Source organism: Leptolyngbya sp. PL-A3 (assembly GCF_039962325.1).
Taxonomy (GTDB): Bacteria; Cyanobacteriota; Cyanobacteriia; order Elainellales; family Elainellaceae; genus Vacuolonema.
The window spans coordinates 1-22,886 of the sequence record NZ_JAMPLB010000058.1 but is presented as its reverse complement, the minus strand read 5'-3'; the positions used below and the strand labels follow the sequence as shown (position 1 = coordinate 22,886).

The window sequence follows — 22,886 nt, the reverse complement described above, 5'->3', positions numbered from 1 at the left end:
TCCAGAGTTAAATAATCAAAAATTGGGGGCCAGGTGCTTAAGCCTCTTGTCTGATCAAAGGATTGCTGCCCGTTAGTGAGTGTGGTCTGCCAGTGCTAATTCGGAAGCAGCATCATGATCCTGATCGTGGTTGTGGCTATGAGAGATGCGGTTGGCTCGGTAAGTGCCTCCTAAAACGACCTGCTGACGCACCCAATCAAACCACTCTGTTAAGCCTTCACCTGTCTTGGCTGATACAGGAATGATGGTGCAGTGCGGATTCATCTGGCGTACATTCGCCACAATCTGTTCCACATCCACATCCAGGTGGGGAGCTAAATCCATTTTTGTGATCAGCAAGCAGTGTGCTTCCTGAAACATGACTGGATACTTCAGCGGCTTATCTTCGCCTTCAGTAATGCTTAGAAGTGCTACCTTCGCGTGTTCTCCCACCTCAAATTCAGCAGGACACACCAAATTACCCACGTTTTCCACCAGCACTAAATCAAACTCGCTAGGGGTGTACTCGTGCGCGAGACGATGCAGTCCTCCCGCCACCATCTTCGAATCCAAATGGCAAGAACGCCCGGTGTTAATAGCAATGACGGGGACACCGTATTGACGAAGGCGATCGGCATCCAACTCGGTGGTCATATCGCCTTCAATAACGGCAATCTTCAACTCGGCAGCAAGGGTACTCAAGGTGCGCTCTAACAAAGCTGTTTTGCCTGCGCCGGGGCTGCTCATGATGTTGAAGCAGGTAATCTCCCATTCATCGAAATGGGCACGATTGTGATCAGCACCTTCCTGATTAGCGTGGAGCAAGTTAATCCCAAGGGCGGCGTCAAAAGTTTGATGCATGGCAGGTTTGAGGAGTAAGGATGTGGAGTGTGCAGCAATAGTTTTAAGCGCAAGAATGATCGGCCTGAGCAGGTATGGCACCTTCCACGCGATCGATCTTCAACTCGCGGCCTGAGCGAATGTCTTCCATGGGAGATTTGCAGGTAGGACAGGCGTATTGAATACCGATTTCAGGGCTGTATTCGCCCTGGCAGGTGTGGCAGAAGGCAATGAGTGGCGTTTCCCGAATTACAAGCTCTACGCCGTCGAGGAAGGTGTTGCGGGTTTGAACCTCGAAGGCGAATTGCAGGCTAACGGGTTCGACGCAGGTGAACTTGCCGACAACTAAGTGGACGCGGGCGATCGCCGGGCACCCCTCTCCTTCCCACCAATCCTTGAGGGTGAGAATCAGGGCTTTGGTCATATCGGTTTCATGCATAGCCGGAAAAAGGGGTGAGGGTGAGCAGGTAGGGACGTTTCACGGAACGCCCCTATAACGGCGAACTTATGTCCAGGCTTGATCCACGTTCATGTTGCATTCTTCGTGGATATAGGAGGGCTTCTCCTTACGAGGCAGTTGCCCAGACAGTACCAAGTGGGCCATAGCATCGCAAATCACCCGAGTCGCCATGAGTGAGGTCATGTCGCTGATGTCATAGGGGGGTGACACTTCCACGATTTCCAGTCCACAAACCGGGGCACGCTGGATGATTTTGCCCAGTAGTCCCAGCGCTTCCCGAGGCAGCAGGCCACCGGGTTCTGGCCAACCCGTACCCGGGACGAACCCTGCGTCGATGCAGTCAATGTCGAAACTGATATATACGCAGTCGGTTCCATCTAGCGCCCGCTCTAAGGCAAATTCTGCCGCTGCATCAATGCCGATTTCAGTAATGTCTGTAACGGTCAGAATGTTGGTAGAGCGCTCACGGCATACCTTCACGCCGGGACGAGGCACTTGCCAGCCACCGATACCCAACTGCACCAGGTTCTTTGCCGGAGCATTCGCCATATTGGTGGCGTGGAACCAGGGGCAGGTGTGCATCCGCTCATCCAGGTCGGTTTCCTGCGTGTCAACGTGGCGATCGAAGTGAATGATGCCCACTTTTTTATCGCCCAGATGACGGCAGACACCACGCACAGTTGGAAATCCGATGGAGTGGTCGCCACCTAAGATGATGGGGAACGCGCCGGAACTAAAAATGTGAGCAATCCCTTTGGAAATTTGATCAAAGGATTTCTCGTTGTTGGCGGGAATGGTGAAGATATCGCCCACATCGCAGAGAGTGATTTGCTCCCGCAGGTCAACACCCATCTCGAAGTTATAGGGCGTGTAGAGTGCGGAGATGCGGCGAATACCCTGGGGACCGAAGCGGGTGCCGGGACGGTAGGTGGTACCAGAGTCGTGGGGTACGCCAACGATCGCCACATCATACTCCCCTACCCTCCGCACATCCTCCAGGTAGGGAGCTTTCATGAAGGTGTTGATACCTGCATAGTGAGGCAGTTCGCCACGGGAGAAGGTGGGAATGGTGCGATCGCGAATACTCTCCGCCGCTTCCAACCCATACTCCAGTCCCTTGTTCACCTCCTGTTGCCAGCCGGTGAGGGGAAGGCGCGACTCTAGCTCCAGCGCCCGCTGAGCTTCGAATTGTTGAGCGTTAGCATCTGGGCTTTGAAACAAAGACGGATCTGTCATGGCAGGTACGAGGGGTAGATAGTCAGTCGGGCGATCGCATCGCAATAACCCGTAATCGGTCAGGCAGGCACCAAAACAAAGCCCAGGAGACACTGCAAGCAACGTTTGCAGATCTCCCGGGCTTTTATCCCGCCGTGTAGCTGAGCGCTGTAATACTGCAATCGATCGGCAGTATTACTGATCAGCCTGCTTCTCTCGGACCAGCCATTCAATACTCAGGAATTGAATCGGAACCCTAGAAGCATCTCCCTATTCATAGTTCTGGTTATAAACCCGTGTTGTTTCTATGCAGAAACTTAGGTTGAGACTATAGAACCAGGGAACGCAGAAGCGAACTGTGCTGGACGATACATTTTAGACTGGTGCAGTAAGGGCGATCGCCAAACCCTTGACCCAGTGCAGGGTTAGCTCTAACGCTAAGACGATTCATGCCCTTGTGTAACGACACTACCCAAACCTGCTCCAAACCCCACAGATGCGAAGCGGCTTAACACATCACCTGCAAACCTCCTTGTCTAGGGGGTCTGGGGGAGGGACGCCCGTCCTCCAGACGGGAGGTTTGGAGGGCGACGCGCCTCCAAGCCAGGTTTTTGCAACTCATCAAGAATCTAGAGAAGACTTATGCATTTTTAATGTGTGAGGTATGTGGAGCAAACCTCACACATTAAAAATGCATAAGAAAAACACCCCTTCCCAACGGGAAGGGGTGTTTTTCTTATGCAAAACGCAGCAGCTTACTTAACGGCAACCTTACCGCCAGCTTCTTCGATTTTCTTCTTAGCTTCTTCAGCAGCGTCCTTCGCAACGGCTTCCATGACAGCCTTAGGAGTCGATTCAACAACTTCCTTCGCTTCCTTCAGACCCAGACCGGTCAGTTCACGAACGATCTTCAGAACTGCGATCTTCTTATCGGCGGGAACTTCTTCCAGAACCACGTCGAATTCGGTCTTCTCTTCAACTTCTTCAGCGGGGGCAGCGCCAGCACCAGGGGCCATCATCATCATGCCGCCAACGGGAGCCGCAGCGCTTACGCCGAAAGCCTCTTCAATCTGCTTCACCAGATCAGCGGCTTCCAGCAGAGTGAGGGACTTCAACTTTTCCAAAATTTCATCGGTTGCAGCAGACATTAGGGTAACTCCTAAGATGTGTTTGATGTCTCGAACAGTGTGTCGAACGTTTTCCAGGGCTAAGCCTGAAACCTATCGCAGTGCCAATTAGGCTGCTTCGCCGCCTTCTTTGTCTTTGTCGGCGTATGCCTGAAGGGCACGACCCAGGCCGGACGGTACTTCTTTGATACCGACAGCCACCTTGGTGGTAACGGCATTGATGGCACCGGCAATCTGGCCCATGAGTTGCTCTTTAGAAGGCAGGTCACCGATCGCCTTTACGTCGGCTTCGCTCAGCGCCCGGCCTTCCATTGCGCCACCCTTGATTTCAGTCTTCTTGGTGGCTTTTTGGAAATCCTGATATGCCTTAATGGCTCCGCCGATATCGTCCTTCAAGAACAGAAAGGCAGAAGAATCCTTGCAATGGGTCGTAATGACTTCCCAGCTGTCGTCCCCTGCAACGGCCTTCCGCATCAGGGTATTCTTCGCAACGTGGCAGGATGCACCCGCAGGACGCAAACGGCGACGGAGATCGGTAATTTCTCCTACAGAAAGACCTTTATAGTCAATCACAACCGCCATTTGAGCCTGGCTCAGTTCTGCTTTCAGCTCCGCCACGAGCTCCTTCTTGTTTTCCAATGTTCTACCCATTCGTTCTCACCTCCTTATGTTGGGTAATGTGGAAACTTGATTCATCCAACCAGCAAAAAACCCGGCAATTGGCCGGGTTTCAGTTCACACTTGGGAATACCCAGCGGATGGGTATTCCCAAATAAAACTTCAACCTCGGCAGGAAATTTTAAGCGAGACGCTCCTGCTGTCTCTGGCTGGTGGATTCAGTTGTTAACGGTTTGTCAGAGGCAATCTCCAATTAGTCGAACCGAAAACGAACTTCGAAAACTTACAAATTAGGCGGCAGCATCTGCCTTCAGGTCACGCAGAGCGTTGACGTCCACTTCGATGGATGGCCCCATGGTAGCGGAAACGAAGATGGATCGCCAGTAACGACCTTTTGCGCCAGTGGGACGGTTCCGGTCGATGGTCTCTTGCAGCGCCTTCAGGTTAGCCAGCAAATCTTCGGTGGGGAAGGTTGCTTTGCCAAACATAACGTGGACAATACCAGTACGATCCGCACGGAATTCTAGTTTACCCGCTTTGAATTCGGCGATCGCCTGACCCAGATCAAAAGTTACCGTACCACCTTTGGGGGACGGCATCAAGCCCCGGGGGCCGAGGAGACGACCTAACTTCGCAACCTGGGGCATCATGTCCGGGGTCGCGATCAGAACGTCGAAGTCCAGCATACCCTTCTGGATTTCATCGATCAGTTCTTCAGAACCGGCACGATCCGCACCATTGTTGTTCGCTTCGGTTACTTTTTCGCCTCGGGCGATAACCGCAACGCGCTTATCCTGGCCAGTGCCCTTGGGCAGCACAACCGTAGTACGCAACTGCTGGTCGGTGTACTTGGGGTCGATACCTAAGCGAATATGAGCTTCGACAGATTCGGGGAACTTAGCCGTCGCTGTTTCCTTAACCAGATTCAGCGCTTCCAACGGCTCGTAAGCCCGATCCTCAACTTTCTCTACCAACGCCTGCAAGCGTCGTGACAAACGTTTTACCATTTTTACTCCTTCGGGGTGTTAGCGAAGAATTTCTTCTCCCCCAACATGGTTGACAAATTCTAAATTGAGCGGAATCTTATCGCTTAACGGTAATACCCATGTTACGGGCTGTACCTTCCACGATTTTCATCGCCGCATCGACATCATTAGCGTTCAGGTCAGGCAGCTTCTTCTCAGCGATTTCACGCAACTGAGCTTCGCTGATCGAACCCACTTTCTTCTTGTTCGGTTCACCAGAACCCCGATCAACTCCAGCAGCTTTCCGAATCAAAACGGAAGCGGGAGGTGTCTTCAGAACAAACGTGAAGCTGCGATCTTCATAGACCGAAATTTCAACAGGAATAACCATGCCAGGCTGATCAGACGTTTTTGCATTGTATTCTTTGCAAAACGCCATGATGTTCACCCCGTGCTGACCCAGGGCGGGACCCACGGGTGGAGCAGGGTTGGCCTTGCCGGCATCAAGAGCCAATTTGATAACCGCTACAACTTTTTTTGCCATTGATGAACTAGCTCTGCTTTTGAACTTGATTGAATTCCAACTCCACCGGCGTGTCGCGGCCAAAGATTGACAGCAGAGCTTTCAGCTTGCTGCGCTCAGGGCTGACCTCAATGACCTCACCTTCGAAGTCTTTAAACGGACCGGACAACACCATGATTTTGTCCCCAGCCGCCATGTCGATTTTCACGACCGACTTCTGTTCCTGTGTCCGCTTGAAGATGCGCTCAACTTCCGCGTTTGACAGCGGCATGGGCTTTACGTGCCCGCGCCCCCGGCCATAGCGACGCTTCTGTTCTGCACCTACAAAGTTGATGACGTTGGGTGTATTTTTGACGATTTGCCAAGCATCATCGTCCATCACCATACGCACCAGCACATAGCCGGGGAACACCTTCTCAGCGCCTTCCTTCGGCTTGTTGCCCTTTTGAGGTTTCAGGATAGGAGTTTGGGGGATCTCAATCTGGATGATGCGGTCAGACACATCAAGTGTCTTGATCCGTTGTTCCAGGTTGAGCTTGACCCGGTTCTCACAGCCCGAAGCGACCTGCACAGCATACCAACGAGCGGACTTGTGGAGAGCGGCAATGTCGCTCTCAGTTAACTCGCCGCTCGGCTGGGTTAACACATTCTCGTTGTCGGAGTCGTCTGACACATACATAGGTTAAAACACCTGATGGGAGGCCCATGAAAACAGGTTATCGACCAGGTAAATCAGGGTGGCAGAGACAATAACCATCAGCAAAACGGCAACTGATTCACTGATTAGCTGCTGCCGGGATGGCCAGACAATTTTGCCTAACTCTTCCCGAGCACCTGCCATAAACTCTGAGGCGTTCAGCCCAGAGCCTTCTTCTGATGCTTTTGTGCTAGCTGCTTTTGTCTCTTTTGTCTTGGTTTCTTCTTTTTCAGCCACGACCTTAAAGCCCCCTTAAATCTGGGTGTCGGAGGGTACCAAGACGCCAACTCGTTCAGGCATAGCCTGAAGCTGCTCAATCACTTATGCCATGATGCTCCTGGGAGCAATTGGCGTGAAGAAGATTCGGACAGCCCCTGTGAAATTTATCAGTGTTAGAGATCTAACTCTAAAAATTCCACGTAATATACGGGCAAAAATGGCGCTTTCCCATCATAACACCCTGTAACGTTTATAGGGCAGCTTCGATTGAACCCTAGAAAACCTCAGTTTTACTAAACTGCTGCTCCTTGTGGAGGCAGCAATCTAGCACTTCACAAGGTGCCAAGGGTGCCAGGTAAGATGTGATGGGCTACTAGTACGCTGAGGCGGAAATCCATCACTTATGTTTTTGTGTGGAGTGCGAAGCACCCCACACAAAAACATAAGTCGCGAACTTAGGCCGCAGTAGCCTACTAGTGACAACGAGAGATCTTACTGAGAGATAATTGAAGGGAGCAAAGCAGGCTTTGAGCGCTGCTCGTCTAAAACCTCGTGGTACAAGCTCTCCAGGTGAGTAATGTTTCGGCTGAGCGTGTAGCGTTCTAATACGCGCTGTCGCGCTTTCAATCCCAGCATGGCTGACAGTTCGGGGTGATCTTGGAAGAGAGGTAATAGAGTTTGGAGCTGCGTAGAGACCCGTTGGGTACCGAGTACAACTCCGGCCCCATTTTCGAGCACTTCACCGTCTGCCCCGGCATCAGTGGCTAAGCAAGCGACGCCACAGGACATAGCTTCTAACAGGGAGAGCGAAAGCCCTTCTACTAATGAGGGCAAGATGAAGACGTCAGCCCCTCTCAACAATTCAATGCGCCGTTGTTCTTCTGCAACGAACCCCAACCAGTGAACTCCTTGTTCTGGACCGTAGAAGGGCATAAGTGTTGCAGCCAGGGGGCCGCTGCCGACGATCGCCAACTTACTACCCGGCTTCATTTTGGCTCGCTTCCAGGCCTTGAGCAGAGATTCGACGTTCTTCTCGGGAGCAACCCTTCCCTGATAGAGGAAGAGGCGATCGGCCTTCAGGTCAGATTTGATGGTGGAGAAGCCAGCACAATACTTATCGGCATCCACCCCGTTGGGAATGACCGCAACTACGTCAGCAGGAACCCCTAGACGGATCAGCAGCTCCTTTTGCAGATTGGAAAAGACAATGACTCTCTGGTAGTTGGCCAGACAAGGAGCATAAACCTGATAGGTGAGGTGCTGGGTACCTGAGGTGAGATTGCGAACCCGATGGTCGAAAGGTGGATGGAAGGTCGCAATGAGTGGTATGCCCAGCTCCTCGCAGATTTCTGGAAGGACAAAGTCGAGTGGGGAGAGTGTCAATGAGGCGTGAACTACATCGGGCTTGAGCCGTTCCAATGCTTGGGTCAGAATTTTGCTGGAGCGGGGTGATGGAATGGTATAAATCTGCGAGTGAAATAGGCAGGGGAGGGAAACCTCTTCACCCTCATGGGCCGGGGTGTTACCAGGGCTTTCCTGGGCGAAGTGAAAAAAACTGACCCGGTGGCCTCGCCCTAACAGAGCATTTGTAACTTCACGACTGTAGGTAACATTGCCGCAAAAGGGCGACTTTTTTCCGAGCCAGGCTATATGCATTAACTGATACGGATCAACGATCTGAAGGGAGCTTTTATCGTTCGATACAAAGCAAAATGCTTATCTTGTTACAAGTTAATCATTGTTTAATCGTTTTTGATACCAACGGACGGGACAGTTTTTGGAAAACCTTGATTTTTCGCACGCTGTATCCATGCAAAATCAAGGTCTTCAACAAGCGTCCTAGTGCGATCGCCCACCTATCCAAAATACGTATAGCCTTACACACGTTTGTTTACTTAACCTTGGGTGGGGATAAGCCCAAGTGACCTTTTTGGTATGCCCAAAGCGCACACCAAAAAGGGCTTTTTCGAGGGGTGCACTTCGCACGCCCCTCGAAAAAGCCCTTAACCCGGACTCAGGTTGCTTAGGGTGAGCTCTTGCGAGAGAGGCTAAAGGTGAATAGGCCGCTGGCGATCGCCAATCCTGCCAGGGCCAGAAACACAACCCGCAGTCCCAAGAAGGTTTCAGCTATGCCTGCCAGGGCTAAAGGTAAGCTCAGGGCAATATTGACGGCATTGTTTTGCAAGCCAAACACCTTTCCTCGCATATCTTCAGGGGTTTGTTCCTGAATGGTTGTTTGTAGGGGGACACCAACGGCGGCAGCACTGGCACCTAAGCAGACCAGGGTTAACAAAGCTGGAACAAGTTGCTGGGTAAACAAGGAGAGGACTGCTAGAGAAGCACCCAAGCCAATGGCGCCATAGAAGCTGAGCCGTTCTCGGGAGAAATCGTGCCCAATATGCCCGACCAACAGTGCCCCAAGACCCATACCGATGCCACCGGCAGCTAGCAGGAAGCCAAATTGAGAGGAGGCCAGTGTTGGCATGACCTCAGCCATCCGAACGGCCAGTACCGCTAAGGCTGCGAAGATGGAGAAGAGCATCACCAGTTGTAGTAAGGCTGCCCGAACGCGAGGCTGGCTGTTGAGATAGCGCACACCATCACGGATTTCTTGCCAGACAGGAGGTTGCTCTCGGTGCGGGCGATCGCTCGGCTCATGGGGCCGAATCAACAACAGCAGTACAGCGGCGATGACATAGCTGCCACCTACCAGCAACTCTTTCCCTAAGTTGCCAGCACCAATAGACGGGGCGATGACGCGATCGGCCAGACCCAGCAACGGTTCACCGACAGCAAAGCCAATGATCACCGAGGCCATCATTGTTGTGGTGTAGAGGGAATTGGCAGAGAGGAGATGACGTCGCTCGACCAGTAGAGGAATAATGGCCTGTTCTGCGGGGGAGAAGAACTGAGTCAGGGTTGAAACCAGGAATGTGACTGCCAGCAGGACGCCAAAATCTATGGGAACTCCGGCGATCGACCCTACCCCAGCAACGCCCAGCAACAGCGGAAGTAGGAGTACCAGCACCCCACGCAGCAGATTGGTCAGAACCAGAACCCCTTTTTTAGGCCAGTAATCGACAAAAACCCCGGCGACTGAGCCAAAGAGCACCGCTGGAATGGTGAACGCCACCATGATAGAGGACACCCACCCACTCACCGTTTGCCCTGTGCTCTGAATCTGAGTGGTGATGATCATAATCATCAGCACCAGGTAGACTTTGTCGGCTAACTGAGAAAAAACTTGTCCACTCCAGAGCGACAGGAAGTTTGTATTCCGGAGTACAGGCCAGAAACCCCGTTCAATGGCAACCTCAGCTTCTGCTTCAGTAGGGGGCGATATTCCAACCGGTTGGCTAGTTGTAGGGGATTCTGGGTTGGAAGCGGCCGTGTGCCCATTTTGTGACCCAGTTTCTGTGGACTGAGTATCGGAGCCACTAACGTCCTCTTCGGTCCCATCCAAGTGATGATCCGATTGGGGTGGCGCAGCAGAACGTGCGCTGACCCCGTTATCGTCTAGATTTGCGAGTTCGCAAACCTCTTCCTCGCCCATTTTGGACGCTTTGTAGGAGATGTCTAAATCAGAGTTAAACCGTTGCATCATGCGTGGGGCAAAACCGTAGACGGTAACGGAGCAAAGCACGAGTCCATCAGGCTGGCTGATTGAATGGTGCGTTCAAGGTGGTACTGCGCGTAGTAGCGCAGAGCTCGCTCCATAGCAAGCCATGTTTCAGACGGGTAGGCGGAAGCCACAAAGGGCTCCTCTGACCCGGTTTGGGGCGATCGCCCAAGTTGACGAAGTAAGGCCAACTCATTAGCGGTCAGACGGGTTCCGGCAACAGGAGCCCGAGAGCGGTAGGAGCCTCGAGACTGTCGCACGAGGGTTCCTTCTTGAACATCACGACGTTCAGGGGTGGGAGCAGACTGGGTTTGAAAGGCACTTGGTTTTGGTTCCGGGGACGTACTTCCTGCTTCTCCCTCACGGGTGCTGTTTCTATTGTTAGCGAATGGCACAACATCAGGGAAAGCCGGATCATCTCCTGTGGGAGCGTATCGTTCCCGGTGAGTGATTTTGTCAAACACTGAAAGTTGCACCAAACCCCCTGCGGCGGGGTGAAACCCAGCCTGCCAGCGAGCCTGAGTGTTGCCTTCCGCAATGGGCTTGCGCGTCACTGAGCAGAGTTCGACCTCAGGGGCGACCCCGGCTAACCGTATCATCTGCATAATACCTTGCACGAGCAACGGAAGAATGTCTTCACCATCCGCTTGTTCAAGCTGGCTCAAACTAGCCTGCAGAGTGTCGAATAAGTCGTGCTGGGGTTGCTCACTGAGAGCCTGATAGAGGGCAAGTTCTGCTAAATATTGAGCAGCAGTTAGCTTCCGTAGGTCCAGGCTTAGTTTTGGAAAGGATTCCAAACTGTCGGCCTGAATAATTTTGTCGAGCCCTCGCCCCTTCGCCAGGAAGAGATCGTTGACCACAAACAACCCACTACGCCCGCGTAACCCTGACTCATGTTTGCGAGAACCGGGCGCGACGGCTCGGAGCAGGCCGTACTCACGGGTGAGTATGGTCAGGAGGCGATCGCTCTCCCCCATCGGTACTCCCTTCAAATTGATTCCTGTTGCCTTATAGGTTCCTGGCATGTACCTGCTCCGTAAATGGGGAGTTGAGAGCTGACTAGTATTCTTGCAGCGTCTCCTCCTCCACTTGGCTTAGATCGAGCCCTTCCAATTGGTTGATCAGTTGTACTCCCTGAGAGGTTCCCAACCGGGTGGCGCCTGCCATGACCAGGTCGAGGGCCTGCTCCACCGTACGGATACCTCCGGAAGCTTTGATGCCGATGCGATCGCGCGTCACTTCTTTTAGCAAACGCACATCGGCTACTGTTGCGCCACCAAGCCAACCTGTGCTGGTTTTGACGAAATCAGCTCCGGCATCCATACTAATTTCCGCTGCCAGCTTCTTTTCTGCATCCGTCAGCAGACCAGTTTCAAGGATGACTTTCATCACCTGTCCGGTTTCGGCTTTAATTTCGGCCAATTCTTTGTAAACAGCTTCGGATTGCCCCGTTTTTAACAAACCCAGGTTTAGTACGACATCTAGCTCGGTTGCACCGCTCTCAGCCGCTTCCTGGGCTTCGTAGAGCTTTACGGCTGAGGTATTGGCCCCCGTGGGAAAGCCAATAACGGTACAGACGTTTGGAGATTTATTTTTGAGCAAATCTACAGCCTGACGCACATAAGTCGGTAAGACGCAGACAGCCGCAAACCGAAAGCGATCGGCTTCCTCACAAATTTTGGCGATTTGCTCCGGTGTAGCGGTTTGGAGGAGAAAGGAATGATCGATCAAGCCTGCCAGATCGAGATCGACATACGGTTTAGCCATGGGTTGCTTCTATCCGGAGGGCAAGGGAGTCACTCTTTCCATGCTTCCACAAGGGCTTCCGAATTGACAACCTGAAAGCAGATTGAAAAGCTATATTAATCAGATGTTTTGCGCCTCCACCAATAGGACAAGGTCCCAAAGCTAGAAACCGCATTTACCGACAGTGCTGTCGATAAATGCGGTTTCTAGCTTTGGGGGTCAAGGGGCGAGATTAGACCTGCACCATAGGCAGGGCGACATCATCATGCTCGACGACAAAAACGTTGGAGTACAGGTTGGCAATGATCTGCTGTCCCTGCTGAGTTAGTGCGAGGTACCGGAGACCATCCTTCACATAGGGGAAAACTCCTTTCCAGTAGAAGGTGGGGTAGTTTTTCCGCAGGTCACCGGGGTGGCTGTACCCCAAATGCTGGTTCACTCCAGTTTCTTCGAATTCGTAGTAGAGTGCGCCAATCTTCTTGAGGTAGCGGGGGTCACTGAGCTGACCGATGAGGTCGGCGGCCCGCACTAGCCCAGGATAATTCATTGTGTCCTGGTGATCCTCATCGCTCGGGACAGGGAAGCGAGTCAACTCAATATTCTTTTTCACGATGTCAGCGTCGATCAGACGGTTGCTACCAAACCGCTCGTCTACAAACAGCTTGGCGCGATCGACGTGATAGGGAGTCAGGCTGGCATCAGAGGCCCCTGCTGGCAGGCTTACTCTGTGCTCGCTCTGGCCTGTAGCGTAATAACCATCCCGGTCTTCACGACAAACGCCCTTGACGTAACCAATATCATGGCAAACCAGGGAAACGATAAAGTGGAGCCAGTCTTCGCAGGACACCCCCCCTTCTCGGATATGCTTACCCCGTAAGATTTCCTGACCAACGAGGGTAACGAGAATGGTGTGCTCGACGTTATGGTAGAGGGCATCACTGTTGGCGATGTTTTCTAGCGCCATTGCGCCAACCCAACCAATAATGTCCTCATAGTCAGACTTTAAGCCCCCATAGGTATGGCGGTATCCCTCCTTGAGCTTGGTCACGAAGTCGGAAATCAGGAGTTCTGTAGCGTTAAACATCTGGAAACCCAGCCTAATGTTATTGAAGGGTTTGCTAAAGAATAGCGGAAGATTCTCTAGGGTTAACGTAGCTTAGTTTTCATTCTGGATCGGTGACGAAACCCCTGGGATATGGAGTGATTGCTATCACACCTTAACCTACTCAGGAAACCTCTTTTAGCATAAGCCCTTAAAGACTGGATTGAGAGGGGTGACACGATTTCCCTGGAAGCAGTGAACGTGAGTCTACGCCTTGATTTGGGCGGGAAACCTCTGTGCGTTCGAAGGAAAAATTAATGCATTCAGAAAATCTACTCACAGTGTTCCCTTCAAAAACACCTGAGCTCCCATAAATTTCCTGTAAATCCCTAACTTTCCCTGATGGGAACAAATTCTGTCAGGCCAAGAATGAGACGGGATGCGTAGAATCGCGGCTGTTTTCGGAAAGAACTGGAAGAAAACAACTCAACTTACGTATTCATTACCGATTCATTCACCTGGGAACGCCCACCATGACGGCTGACTATTTTCGTATTGCAACGGCTGACTTTTTCCAAGATTGGAGCAACACAGGGCAAATTGTGGAGGCTGATAACTGGAGTGGTGTTCCCAGCATTCAAGGGTTTCGAGGCGATGGCTTGACTGGCAGTATTGGGGCTAGCCCGCAACTGATTCTTTTAGATGGCAGTGGTACCCCCATAGATGTCAATGCCAACGAGATTGCTCCTGGATTCCTGACAGTAGGTGGGGTCGCAGAATTTGAATTGGTTGATGATCCTACCGTTGCTCTAAATGGTTCGGGCACAGCGGATGCTCCGCATATTGTTCTCTACCTTGATACAACGGGTGTCACCAACATTCAGCTTTCATACCGCCTACGAGATTTAGACAGTTCTCCTAACAACTCGATTCAGCCCGTCGCTTTGCAGTACCGCATTGGGGATGCAGGCGAGTTTATGAACTTACCAGCAGGGTACGTGGCCGATGCCAGTGGTGGCCCTGATACGGCTACTCTTGTCACCAACGTTAGTGTGGCGCTTCCTGGTGCTGCTGAAAACAAGGAGCGGCTTCAAATTCGCATCATGACGGCCAATGCGAGTGGGAGTGATGAGTGGATTGGAATTGATGATATTCGCGTCACGGCTACGCGGCCCTCTTTGACGCCGATTGTGGCGATCGCCCCCCTCACCTCTACTCTCACCGAAGGCAGCGGCTCCCCAGGCCAGTTCCAAATCAGCCGCACTGGCAGCGATCTCAGTCAAGAATTAGTTGTGCAGTATCTGATCAGTGGATCGGCATCCGGTGAAGATTATGGGCCAATGTTGACGGGAACGGTGGCGATCGCCCCTAACGCAACCAGCACGATCCTTGACATTACAGCTTTGGATGACAGCCTCGTAGAAGGGGATGAAACGCTTATTCTCACCCTGGTGGACGGGACGAACTATGATTTGGCGTCCTCAACCCAGGCAACTATCACACTGTTAGATAATGATGGTCCACCCGCTCTGCCGGTCGTTACGCTTCAAGCGATTGATGCTACTGCCTCTGAAGCTGGCAGTAATCCCGGTCGCTTCCGTTTTACCCGCACAGGGGATACCAGCACGGCTCTAACCCTCTACTATTCCATTGCGGCAGGAACCGGGCAAGCAACCCCGACCGCAGACTATACCAGCCTGAGCGGAGCCATTGTGATGGCTGCCGGAGCGACTTACGCGGATCTGCCGATTACTGCAGTGGATGACAGCCTGGCTGAGGCTACGGAAACGGTACAGCTATCGTTGGTTGCTGACAGTGGCTATACGATTGGCTCCGTCAATTCGGCAACGGTGACGCTGACTGATAATGATCCCTATTCAATCTTTCGAGGAAATGCGGCGGCAAATACCTTAGTTGGGACGACAGGAGCCGATTTACTGCTGGGTTTTGCAAGTAACGACACACTTTCGGGTGCGGCAGGTAACGATACGCTGAATGGGGGCACAGGGGGCGATCGCCTTTCTGGGGGCACAGGGCGCGATGTATTTGAATACCAGGGAGCTGGTCAGGCATTAGCCTTGGCTAACTCCCGCTTGGCCCCGATGGATCGAATTATGGATTTCAATGCGGCAGGGGGCGATCGCATTCGTCTCGACTATGACGGCAATCCTGCGACAAGTAACCGTCCGGTTGGCCTTTTTAACGCAGGCCTGCAACGAACGGCAACTTTGGCTGCTGCTGCTCAGGCTGCTTATCGGGATAAGAATGCGCGCCAGGGTGGAATCCAGGGGCTACGGGCAAGTGAGGGCGTATTCTTTGCCTGGCAGGGACGGCAGTTTTTGGCAGTCAATAACACTCAGGCAACCTTTGCTGCCTCGGGGGACTTTGTGGTTGAGGTGACAGGCATGCGCTTTCAGTCGGGTGACTCAACCCTGGGAGCGCTTGCCGTGGCCCGCTACTTTGTTTGACTAACTGAGCATGTTGCAAATAGGTGGTTGGTTGTTGTGAAAGAGATGCTGGACACCCTCTCACAACAACCACACGTCTAGAACGTTGATTAAGTACGGTGGTGTGGGGCACGAAGTGCCCCACACCACCGTTGTTGTACTTAACGCACTTGCACATGGCTATAGATGTATGGATGGGATGTGGTGAAAGAGGCACGAAGTGCCCCTTTCACCACATCCCATTCACACGCTTTAAATATGACCAACGAACTCAACCATCGGGAGAAAAAGTCCGGTTCAACCCGTGGAAACATGAATTCTTTTTCTAAGTAAGAAGTCTTTGCAAAGTCTTGCAATTTCAAGGTTTTAGGGATTTAGCCTCTCCCTGATTCGCCATACAATTTTCATACAGTCAACGAACTTTCATAGGCCTGGTGGTTTTTGTGCCTTCTCCTATGAGAGTTTGCCCAATTGACTAAACAGAAAATTCCTTCCGATTGGGTTGGCGATCGCCCTCATTTGAGCCGCTCACCAACCTAATCGGTAAGGCTCTCCCCTATTCCGATATGTCATATTCCAAATCCTGGGCGTCCGCTCTGCTGCTAGCAGGGATGGGAGTTCTTGCGTCTGTTGGTATAACGGCTAATGCTGAGGCTGCCCCAACGGAGCCAAAGTTTGCCAATCTTGTTCTGGTTACGCCTACGACTCGTGCCGTGCAACAGGTCTCTCAAGGTTCCTCTATGGAACCAGCGCTCCCAACGCGCATTCCTCCGCTGGCAACTACTGAGTACTTTACGGCCGTATCTACGGTTAATTACCTCTCAACAGTGGAACGCGAGATCGTAGCGGAAACTAATCGTCTTCGAGCTGAACCCTCCCGTTACGCCGATGAACTGGAAAACTTGAGGTCATACTTTGATGGCAACTTGCTGCGGTTGCCTGGTTTGCCACCTATCGAGACGGTAGAAGGCGTGGCGGCCGTGGACGAAGCGATCGCCGCCCTCCGCGATACGGCTCCCCTGCCTGTGTTAACTCCATCCCCAGGGATGTCTCATGCTGCTCGGGACCATGTCAGGGATTTGGGGTCGCTCGGAGCCGATGGCCACTACGGCAGTGATGGCAGCACCCCTTTTGATCGACTGAATCGTTACGGTTCCTGGGAAGCCGCGCCAGGAAGCCAGGCTGGAGAAAATCTCAGCTATAGCCCCATTAATGTAGCCCGCTGGCATGTCATGCAATGGATCGTCGATGATGGAGTTTCTAACCGAGGCCATCGTCAGGCAATTCTGCGGCAAAATTACCGCTATACCGGCATTTCCTGTGGTGAGCACACTGTTTATGGAACGATGTGCAGCATGACCTATGCCAGCGATTTCATTGAGGGCAGTGAGCGCTAACGGCTAACCGAGAGCTCGCGGCTTGTACAAGGGGAGGATGGGAGCAAGCCTATCCTCCCCCTGCTTTATGTGTATAGCCTTGGTCCGGTTAGTGAGGACATCAGAAGCTATTGAGTGGAGGAAGACGCTCAAGCCTGGAACAATTTTGCACTTGGGGGATGATACAACTCCCATCAATACTCAACATTCTCGCCATTTTTCTCAAGGCCTTGATTTTGTATACGCGACGCACACACAAAATCAAGGCCTTGAGAAAAATAGTAGCAATTCTCGTTTTGAAATCAGACCCGAAAACCGCGCACCTTTGGCGCGCGGTTTTCGGGCATCAAAGCTAAGAGTTCACGCCCTACGGGCGCGAACTCTTAGCTTTGATGCCCATACTGAGAATTGCTGGAAAAATGGTGAAGGTATTGATACTGAGACATGTTTAGATCATCGAGATGTCAATATCTGCGATGCATAAGCTCAGGCAGTTGGTTGAAAGCATGGCTTGAAGTGTCATTGCATCGTTGATCTGAGTAAGTATTGAGCTCATCTTTCCAGTTGATTCACGGCTTACTGCAACTCTGGACGTTACCGAACCCATCGTTATGAAACCTGCTGGAATTCATCACATTGCTATTATTTGCTCGGATTATGAACGCTCTAAACACTTTTATGGAAAGGTCTTAGGATTTCCTATCATTCAGGAAACCTACCGAGCTGAGCGCCAATCCTACAAACTTGATTTGCGCGTTAATGATCAGGCACAAATTGAACTGTTTTCCTTCCCGGATCCCCCGGCGCGTCCTCAGTATCCGGAAGCCTGTGGTTTACGTCACCTGGCATTTGCCGTTGAAAGTTTAGACGAAGCGATCGCCGACCTGACTTCTCAAGGCGTTGAAGTAGAACCCATCCGCCTTGATGAACTGACAGGAAAACGGTTCACCTTCTTCAAAGATCCTGATAATCTCCCCCTGGAACTCTACGAAACCTGAGTTCAGGTTAAGGGCATTTTCAAGTGCCGCGCAACGCGCGGCACTTGAAAATGCTCATTTTGGTGTGCGCTTTGCGCACGCCAAAATGAGCACTGCAGCTTATCCCGAACTGAGGTTACGAACTGTAGTTGGTATCAGCTGAAAGTGAACAAATTCGAGAAGGGTAATGCATGATGCCCTTCTCGAATTTGTCTTTGCCTCAAACTGAAGTTGATTTAAGTGCGAGGTTGGCAGTTATAACGACGGAAGCTATATCCCTCGGTTCGGCGGCGCTTCGTGTCAACGGCACACTGCTCGTCCTTCAAAACATCCCGCAATTGTTGATCGGAGACGGGGGCAAAATTAACTAGCCACAGGTCAAAGGGGCGTACATGGGTTTGTAAGGTTTCTTGCAGCGTCAGGATAGCCTGATTGGGATTATCAGCCGTGTGGGACGCCAGCAAAATTTCTGGTTCAGGGACATCGGGTATTTGCTTTCGCCATTCCAGGGCAACGCCCATCATCCGCCCGGTTTGGCTATGAGTGCGATGGGCCATGGCCAGAAGAGTAGAATCGGCGGGCTCGTCCTTCATCCACCGCACCACAACATCAGGCTGGTGGGTTTTGCGGAAGCCTAAGTCGTTGACGACGAGGAGAGAACCCACTAAACCCCAGGCCAAAACTGTTGTGATAAACCCAGCCTTTGCCTGCTGCCAGCGACGCAATCCCTCAGCAGGTCGTAAGGTTGAACGATATTCCAGGCTGGCCAGGGCAGCAGCCGCTAACACAATGACGGCGGGGTAGTAGACAAAGGTGTAGCGGAAACCCAGGGTCAGGTCGAGGTTGAGGAGATAGGCCGAGGCCAGGAAGATCGCGATCGCCCCCACAACCATTCCGCCCAGGATAATCAGAGGGAGTCGCCATTCAGGTTGCCTTAACCCTCGACGCAGCCCCCGGTAAAATTTTGGGAATGACCAACTCACCAAAGCCAACAGCCCCACTCCTGAAAGAATGGCGACCCAAAGCTCTCGGGCTTCTACTGGAAGCAAGTAGAACATGGCGCCGAGGCTGGCGATGATCCGTCCTGGAGGTGCCAACCCATCCAACCATCCCTGAGACTCTGGGGTAATCCAATCGGTGAGGGCACTATTCTGAACGTTTTGGACGACGGGAACCCAGACTAGCATCGTGGCAAGGGTGCCAAGCATAGCCACGGCAACACGGTTCCAGAGCTTTAGGGGGAGGTGATCATCCTGGCGGTATCGGGCGATCGCCAGGGCCAGCAGCACTAGCCCCTCAGCCACTAGCGTGAAGGCCATGAAGTAGTGTGTGGCAAACCCTAGAGCATTGACGACAATCCAGGCGAGACATACCCACCAGGACGGTGGATTTTGGTGTGCCAGCTGGCGGCTAACGGCTACCAGGCATGCCAACGAGGCTGTTACCCATAATCCTGCCAGGGTATAGTGACGAGCCTCCTGAGCCAGATAGATGCCAAACGGTGAGACGGCTCCCAGAACCGCGGCCAAGTGGGCTACGCGGAGTGAACCAAAAGCAAGCCACGCTAAGCCAAAAAAGGCAGGAATACAAAGGGTGCCGAAGATCGCGGAGAGCGATCGCACACCCCACACGGACACTAGCCCCTGTACAGAAGGAAATAACTCCAACCATTGATGGGTCAGCACAAAGTAGAGCGGTGGATGGTTGCTCTCTGTCAGCAGATGGCGAATCGTATCTTGAGCGGTTGCGGTGGGGTCTGGCTGTAATGGTGCGAGGAGATCCGCCATGGGGATAACCTGGTCTAGAGGCACCGTGCGAAAGCTGTTACCCAAACTGAAGACGATAGTGGCAAATTCATCCGTCCAGACAGGCTTGCTCGTCAGGTTGAGTAAGCGTAGCCCGAGGCCCAGGGCAATCCAGAGACCCAGTAATGCAATATTTTGAGTGGTTTCGTTCCACGCTTTCAAAGCTTACCTCGCTTCTGGGATGCCACGCTTTCTACAGCAGGGGCCACGAACCCAACAATTTCCTGATCATATCGTTTGGGAAATTGGAATTTGTTTGCGGGGAAACAGGACGCTACGTAGCCTGTCACATAGAGTACGCACAATAAAAAAGCGGTGACATTGTCATCGCTTTTTTATTTCAACTCCCCCGGCTGGATTCGAACCAGCGACCAATCGGTTAACAGCCGACCGCTCTACCACTGAGCTACGGAGGAATGCCCGTTCAAACTTTATATTACCGACAAACGCATGGCCTTGGTCATAAAAAAGAGGGGGAAGCTTCCGCCCTCTTTTTTATTTCAACTCCCCCGGCTGGATTCGAACCAGCGACCAATCGGTTAACAGCCGACCGCTCTACCACTGAGCTACGGAGGAACGCCAGTGCGAAATTTATATTATCGATAAACGGTTGTTCTTGACAACCCTTACAGCCCTCTTTTTTAAAGATTTTTTTGGAAAATCTGAAAAGCCTTGCTGTAAGAGCTTTCTAGAAACAGCTTGGCTTTACTGTCGTCTTGCGCTGGTTCAAAATCAAACCCCCTATTTTTTCGCTTTGATAGAGTAAAAATAGGAGGTTTGATTTTGTTGCAAAAAATGATTGTGCCCTCAAGGACTGGGAGGTGCTTTCCGTTCTATATTCATACGCAACTCCACCAACCGTTTCTGAGCCGCTGGGTCGAGACCATTCATCAGGAAGCGACCCGAGGATTTTTGATTGTGGGAGTGGCGTTTGCGAAATTGGCGTTCGGCCAGAGCCACTTCAGTCTGCAATTGTTGGGCCGACATCCAGTTAGCTCCGTAGCCCTGAACGGTTTGCTGGTGGGCGCGGTCGGAGGTGGCGACAATAATCTGTTGGTGCGATGCTTGGATCGCCGATCGCAGCCGACAGCAGATCAACTCAATATAGCTATCGGCGGTTTGGCGGTAATCGGTGTAATAGACGGAGAAATAGGAGTTTAAGACCTCACGGTTGCCCTGAGTCATCTGATAGTGGGCATCAAAAACGACCTCTGTGGTGTAGTCGCGGGAGGCACTAAAACTAATCAGAATTTCGATGAGTTGGCGGCGCGCTTCTTCAAGGCCATGGCGATCGCGCACATCGGTGAGATCTGCCCAGGCCCCAATCATGTTGTAACCGTCGACCAGCAACATGGCTGGCGGCTTTTTGCGCGGCATTGGAAGAGGTATGTGTGGTTAAGTGAAGCGAAACCTACCTCATCATCCCTTTCTTTATTGCAATATGTAAATATTTCATCTTGTAATCTATAGATGTTTCTCATACCTGGCGATGTGCAGGTGCATTCAGTACAGCAACGGAGCAGCCACGCTGGCCGAATGCACTAACGACGTGGCTTCAGTAGGAAATTCGCACCTTCTCCTGAATATGAAAAAGCTTGCTGTACTGCGAGATGTCCTCATGGAGGGCATCTCGCAGTACAGCAAGCAGATACTACAGAAAGCTTCCCTGCAGCTCCATCATGCGTTGTTCAAGACGGATGGGGTCGCCTTGGTCGACGACGCGGCCTTGGTCCAGTAAGAACGCTCCATCACAGTAATCGAGCTCCTGCAATCGGTGGGTGACCCACAGAGCAGTGATGCCCCGTTCCCTGACAATGCGCTGTACCTGTTTCACCAGGTCGATCTGGCTTTCAGGGTCGAGCAGGGCGGTGGGCTCATCTAGCAGCAAGACTTCGCAGTGACGGGCGATCGCTCCCGCAATGGCCACGCGCTGCTTTTGCCCTCCACTCAAAGCGTAGATAGGGCGCTGCTGGAGGTGCCGCAAGTTGACGGCTGCGAGGGATTCTTCCACGCGATGCCGTACTTCCAGGGTGGATAGACCATCGCTGCCCAGGCTAAAGGCCACATCCGTTGCCACGGTGGGCATCACTAGTTGATGATCAGGATTCTGAAAGACAAACCCAAAGGGTTTTTGAATTTCTAGAGTTCCACTCTGGGGTTTGAGCAACCCCCCCAATAATTTCAACAGCGTAGATTTTCCACTGCCATTAGTGCCCAGGAGCATCCAGAATTCGCCCTTGGGCACAGACAATGTGCAAGATTGCAAAATGGGCGCATCATCCGACCAGCTAAAGGAAAGGTCGTGGGTTGCGATCGCCAAATCGGTCATAGGGGACGAACTACTCACCCGCCGTTAGTGCAAAGAAGCCAGGGGCACGGCCCGAGGTGCTACCGGCACCGGCCTTGTCAGAAACTTGCACTGCAATCACTTCGCTTACAACCATTGTGATCCGCTTGCTGGCTTCTTTTTCACAGGTGAGTTCTAGAACTTTAGGATTGCCGTTGGCGATCGCCTCCGTGATTTGTTTGTAAACCGCTTCTGCATCTTCGGCAGCCTTCCGCTGCACCGACAGGATGGAAGGGGTGTTTTTCAGCACGACATCAATCATGAACATGAGTTTAATTACCTAGCCCTGCAAAACGTGAATCCAGATCCCAGTATCTCAAATGTTTCGAAGACCGGGGGGAAATCTTGAGTTCTCTTCTTTTATGAAGAGTTCTATCAGATTCTTAGAAGTTCAGACCGTCATACTTGTAGTTTGCGGAAAAAACTATCGATATTTCAATAAACTGTCCGTCTCTTGAAGTGGTTTTTGCTGCGCATAAATACTCATTAGGATGTGGCGAACTCAACTTGTTAGCTCACATAAGAAGGAGAATTTCGTTAAGAAAAACCTCTTGAAGAGATCGGCAAAAGAGCCTGTAGTGCTTACCCAGCAAATATTTCATCGATCTTCCTTAAGATATAGCTTTCCTGTGGGAGATCGGTATAATGATAAAACAGTAAAGAAAAGTAAACACTCCTTACAGGTTTCGTTATCTTCTGCATTTGCAGGACGACGCTCTGTAAGAAGCGAACTTATCCATTACCTACTTTTTTAATTCGGAGATTTGCGCGATGACCATAGCAATGGGACGGGCGCAGGAGCAGCGGGGATGGTTTGACGTCCTCGATGACTGGCTCAAGCGTGACCGATTCGTCTTCGTCGGCTGGTCTGGCATCCTGCTGTT

21 protein-coding genes, 2 tRNA genes, 1 pseudogene, 1 riboswitch and 1 other annotated feature are annotated in these 22,886 nt (G+C 52.0%); of the genes and pseudogenes, 4 read left to right on the top strand and 20 right to left on the bottom strand.

All coding sequences use genetic code 11. The annotated features are described in order from the left end of the window. Nucleotides 1-72 precede the first annotated feature (72 nt). The 14 genes from hypB to NDI52_RS27265 all read right to left on the bottom strand — a co-directional run bounded on the left by hypB (nucleotide 73) and on the right by NDI52_RS27265 (nucleotide 13,092). Nucleotides 73-840, bottom strand: coding sequence for a hydrogenase nickel incorporation protein HypB (gene hypB, locus NDI52_RS27330; protein WP_190770461.1), 768 nt, complete (start codon nucleotides 838-840; stop codon nucleotides 73-75). A gap of 43 nt (nucleotides 841-883) precedes the next feature. Beyond that, nucleotides 884-1,258, bottom strand: a complete 375-nt coding sequence (gene hypA, locus NDI52_RS27325; protein WP_348256590.1) for a hydrogenase maturation nickel metallochaperone HypA — start codon at nucleotides 1,256-1,258, stop codon at nucleotides 884-886. Between the two features lie 66 nt (nucleotides 1,259-1,324). Further along, nucleotides 1,325-2,515: an agmatinase family protein gene (locus tag NDI52_RS27320; protein WP_190770480.1), complete on the bottom strand. Its 1,191-nt coding sequence runs from the start codon at nucleotides 2,513-2,515 to the stop codon at nucleotides 1,325-1,327. Nucleotides 2,516-2,626: 111 nt separating this feature from the next. Next, nucleotides 2,627-2,765, bottom strand: a riboswitch (guanidine-I (ykkC/yxkD leader). Between the two features lie 484 nt (nucleotides 2,766-3,249). Further along, nucleotides 3,250-3,642 (bottom strand): 50S ribosomal protein L7/L12, encoded by a 393-nt coding sequence (rplL, locus tag NDI52_RS27315; RefSeq protein ID WP_190770459.1) that lies wholly within the window; start codon nucleotides 3,640-3,642, stop codon nucleotides 3,250-3,252. An 87-nt stretch (nucleotides 3,643-3,729) separates the two neighbouring features. Next, complete coding sequence (gene rplJ, locus NDI52_RS27310; RefSeq protein WP_190770458.1) at nucleotides 3,730-4,272, bottom strand: 50S ribosomal protein L10; 543 nt, start codon at nucleotides 4,270-4,272, stop codon at nucleotides 3,730-3,732. A 44-nt stretch (nucleotides 4,273-4,316) separates the two neighbouring features. Next, nucleotides 4,317-4,466: a sequence feature (ribosomal protein L10 leader region), on the bottom strand. Nucleotides 4,467-4,529: 63 nt separating this feature from the next. Next, on the bottom strand, nucleotides 4,530-5,246 hold the full coding sequence (rplA, locus tag NDI52_RS27305; protein ID WP_190770457.1) for a 50S ribosomal protein L1: 717 nt from the start codon (nucleotides 5,244-5,246) through the stop codon (nucleotides 4,530-4,532). 76 nt (nucleotides 5,247-5,322) lie between these two features. Beyond that, nucleotides 5,323-5,748: a 50S ribosomal protein L11 gene (gene rplK / locus NDI52_RS27300; RefSeq protein ID WP_190770456.1), complete on the bottom strand. Its 426-nt coding sequence runs from the start codon at nucleotides 5,746-5,748 to the stop codon at nucleotides 5,323-5,325. 7 nt (nucleotides 5,749-5,755) lie between these two features. Beyond that, the gene (gene nusG, locus NDI52_RS27295; protein WP_190770455.1) at nucleotides 5,756-6,406 is read right to left on the bottom strand and encodes a transcription termination/antitermination protein NusG; all 651 of its coding nucleotides are present in this window, start codon (nucleotides 6,404-6,406) and stop codon (nucleotides 5,756-5,758) included. A 3-nt stretch (nucleotides 6,407-6,409) separates the two neighbouring features. Continuing rightward, the gene (gene secE, locus NDI52_RS27290; protein WP_242035657.1) at nucleotides 6,410-6,586 is read right to left on the bottom strand and encodes a preprotein translocase subunit SecE; all 177 of its coding nucleotides are present in this window, start codon (nucleotides 6,584-6,586) and stop codon (nucleotides 6,410-6,412) included. 549 nt (nucleotides 6,587-7,135) lie between these two features. After that, the gene (locus NDI52_RS27285; protein WP_190770453.1) at nucleotides 7,136-8,299 is read right to left on the bottom strand and encodes a glycosyltransferase family 4 protein; all 1,164 of its coding nucleotides are present in this window, start codon (nucleotides 8,297-8,299) and stop codon (nucleotides 7,136-7,138) included. 367 nt (nucleotides 8,300-8,666) lie between these two features. Then, nucleotides 8,667-10,247 carry an MFS transporter gene (locus tag NDI52_RS27280; protein WP_190770452.1) on the bottom strand — a complete coding sequence of 527 codons (1,581 nt, stop codon included), beginning with the start codon at nucleotides 10,245-10,247 and terminating at the stop codon, nucleotides 8,667-8,669. After that, a complete protein-coding gene (recO, locus tag NDI52_RS27275; protein WP_190770451.1) occupies nucleotides 10,244-11,287 on the bottom strand; it encodes a DNA repair protein RecO in 1,044 nt (347 codons plus the stop codon). Before recO ends, NDI52_RS27280 begins: the two co-directional genes overlap by 4 nt. Nucleotides 11,288-11,321: 34 nt before the next feature. Beyond that, nucleotides 11,322-12,029: a deoxyribose-phosphate aldolase gene (gene deoC, locus NDI52_RS27270; RefSeq protein ID WP_190770450.1), complete on the bottom strand. Its 708-nt coding sequence runs from the start codon at nucleotides 12,027-12,029 to the stop codon at nucleotides 11,322-11,324. A 211-nt stretch (nucleotides 12,030-12,240) separates the two neighbouring features. Continuing rightward, the gene (locus NDI52_RS27265; protein ID WP_190770449.1) at nucleotides 12,241-13,092 is read right to left on the bottom strand and encodes an Npun_R2479 family HD domain-containing metalloprotein; all 852 of its coding nucleotides are present in this window, start codon (nucleotides 13,090-13,092) and stop codon (nucleotides 12,241-12,243) included. A 491-nt stretch (nucleotides 13,093-13,583) separates the two neighbouring features. On the opposite strand from NDI52_RS27265, the gene NDI52_RS27260 reads away from it, so the two are divergent. The 3 genes from NDI52_RS27260 to NDI52_RS27250 all read left to right on the top strand — a co-directional run bounded on the left by NDI52_RS27260 (nucleotide 13,584) and on the right by NDI52_RS27250 (nucleotide 17,871). Then, nucleotides 13,584-15,518 carry a Calx-beta domain-containing protein gene (locus tag NDI52_RS27260; RefSeq protein WP_190770448.1) on the top strand — a complete coding sequence of 645 codons (1,935 nt, stop codon included), beginning with the start codon at nucleotides 13,584-13,586 and terminating at the stop codon, nucleotides 15,516-15,518. A gap of 545 nt (nucleotides 15,519-16,063) precedes the next feature. Then, nucleotides 16,064-16,894 (top strand): CAP domain-containing protein, encoded by an 831-nt coding sequence (locus NDI52_RS27255; RefSeq protein WP_190770447.1) that lies wholly within the window; start codon nucleotides 16,064-16,066, stop codon nucleotides 16,892-16,894. Between the two features lie 590 nt (nucleotides 16,895-17,484). Beyond that, complete coding sequence (locus NDI52_RS27250; RefSeq protein WP_190770446.1) at nucleotides 17,485-17,871, top strand: VOC family protein; 387 nt, start codon at nucleotides 17,485-17,487, stop codon at nucleotides 17,869-17,871. Between the two features lie 215 nt (nucleotides 17,872-18,086). On the opposite strand, the gene NDI52_RS27245 is transcribed toward NDI52_RS27250, so the two are convergent. The 6 genes from NDI52_RS27245 to NDI52_RS27220 form a co-directional block, all read right to left on the bottom strand. Then, nucleotides 18,087-19,817 (bottom strand): glycosyltransferase, encoded by a 1,731-nt coding sequence (locus NDI52_RS27245; protein WP_190770445.1) that lies wholly within the window; start codon nucleotides 19,815-19,817, stop codon nucleotides 18,087-18,089. 182 nt (nucleotides 19,818-19,999) lie between these two features. Beyond that, a tRNA-Asn gene (locus tag NDI52_RS27240) sits at nucleotides 20,000-20,071 on the bottom strand. Between the two features lie 88 nt (nucleotides 20,072-20,159). Then, nucleotides 20,160-20,231: transfer RNA gene (locus NDI52_RS27235), tRNA-Asn, on the bottom strand. 231 nt (nucleotides 20,232-20,462) lie between these two features. Further along, on the bottom strand, nucleotides 20,463-21,032 hold the full coding sequence (locus NDI52_RS27230; protein ID WP_190770444.1) for an NYN domain-containing protein: 570 nt from the start codon (nucleotides 21,030-21,032) through the stop codon (nucleotides 20,463-20,465). A 274-nt stretch (nucleotides 21,033-21,306) separates the two neighbouring features. Continuing rightward, the gene (locus tag NDI52_RS27225; protein WP_190770479.1) at nucleotides 21,307-21,984 is read right to left on the bottom strand and encodes an ABC transporter ATP-binding protein; all 678 of its coding nucleotides are present in this window, start codon (nucleotides 21,982-21,984) and stop codon (nucleotides 21,307-21,309) included. 10 nt (nucleotides 21,985-21,994) lie between these two features. Continuing rightward, nucleotides 21,995-22,270, bottom strand: a complete 276-nt coding sequence (locus NDI52_RS27220) for a hypothetical protein (RefSeq protein WP_190770443.1) — start codon at nucleotides 22,268-22,270, stop codon at nucleotides 21,995-21,997. Nucleotides 22,271-22,773: 503 nt separating this feature from the next. Here NDI52_RS27220 and NDI52_RS27215 point away from each other — a divergent pair. Beyond that, nucleotides 22,774-22,886, top strand: a pseudogene (locus tag NDI52_RS27215) (photosystem II D2 protein (photosystem q(a) protein)); the annotation flags it as partial.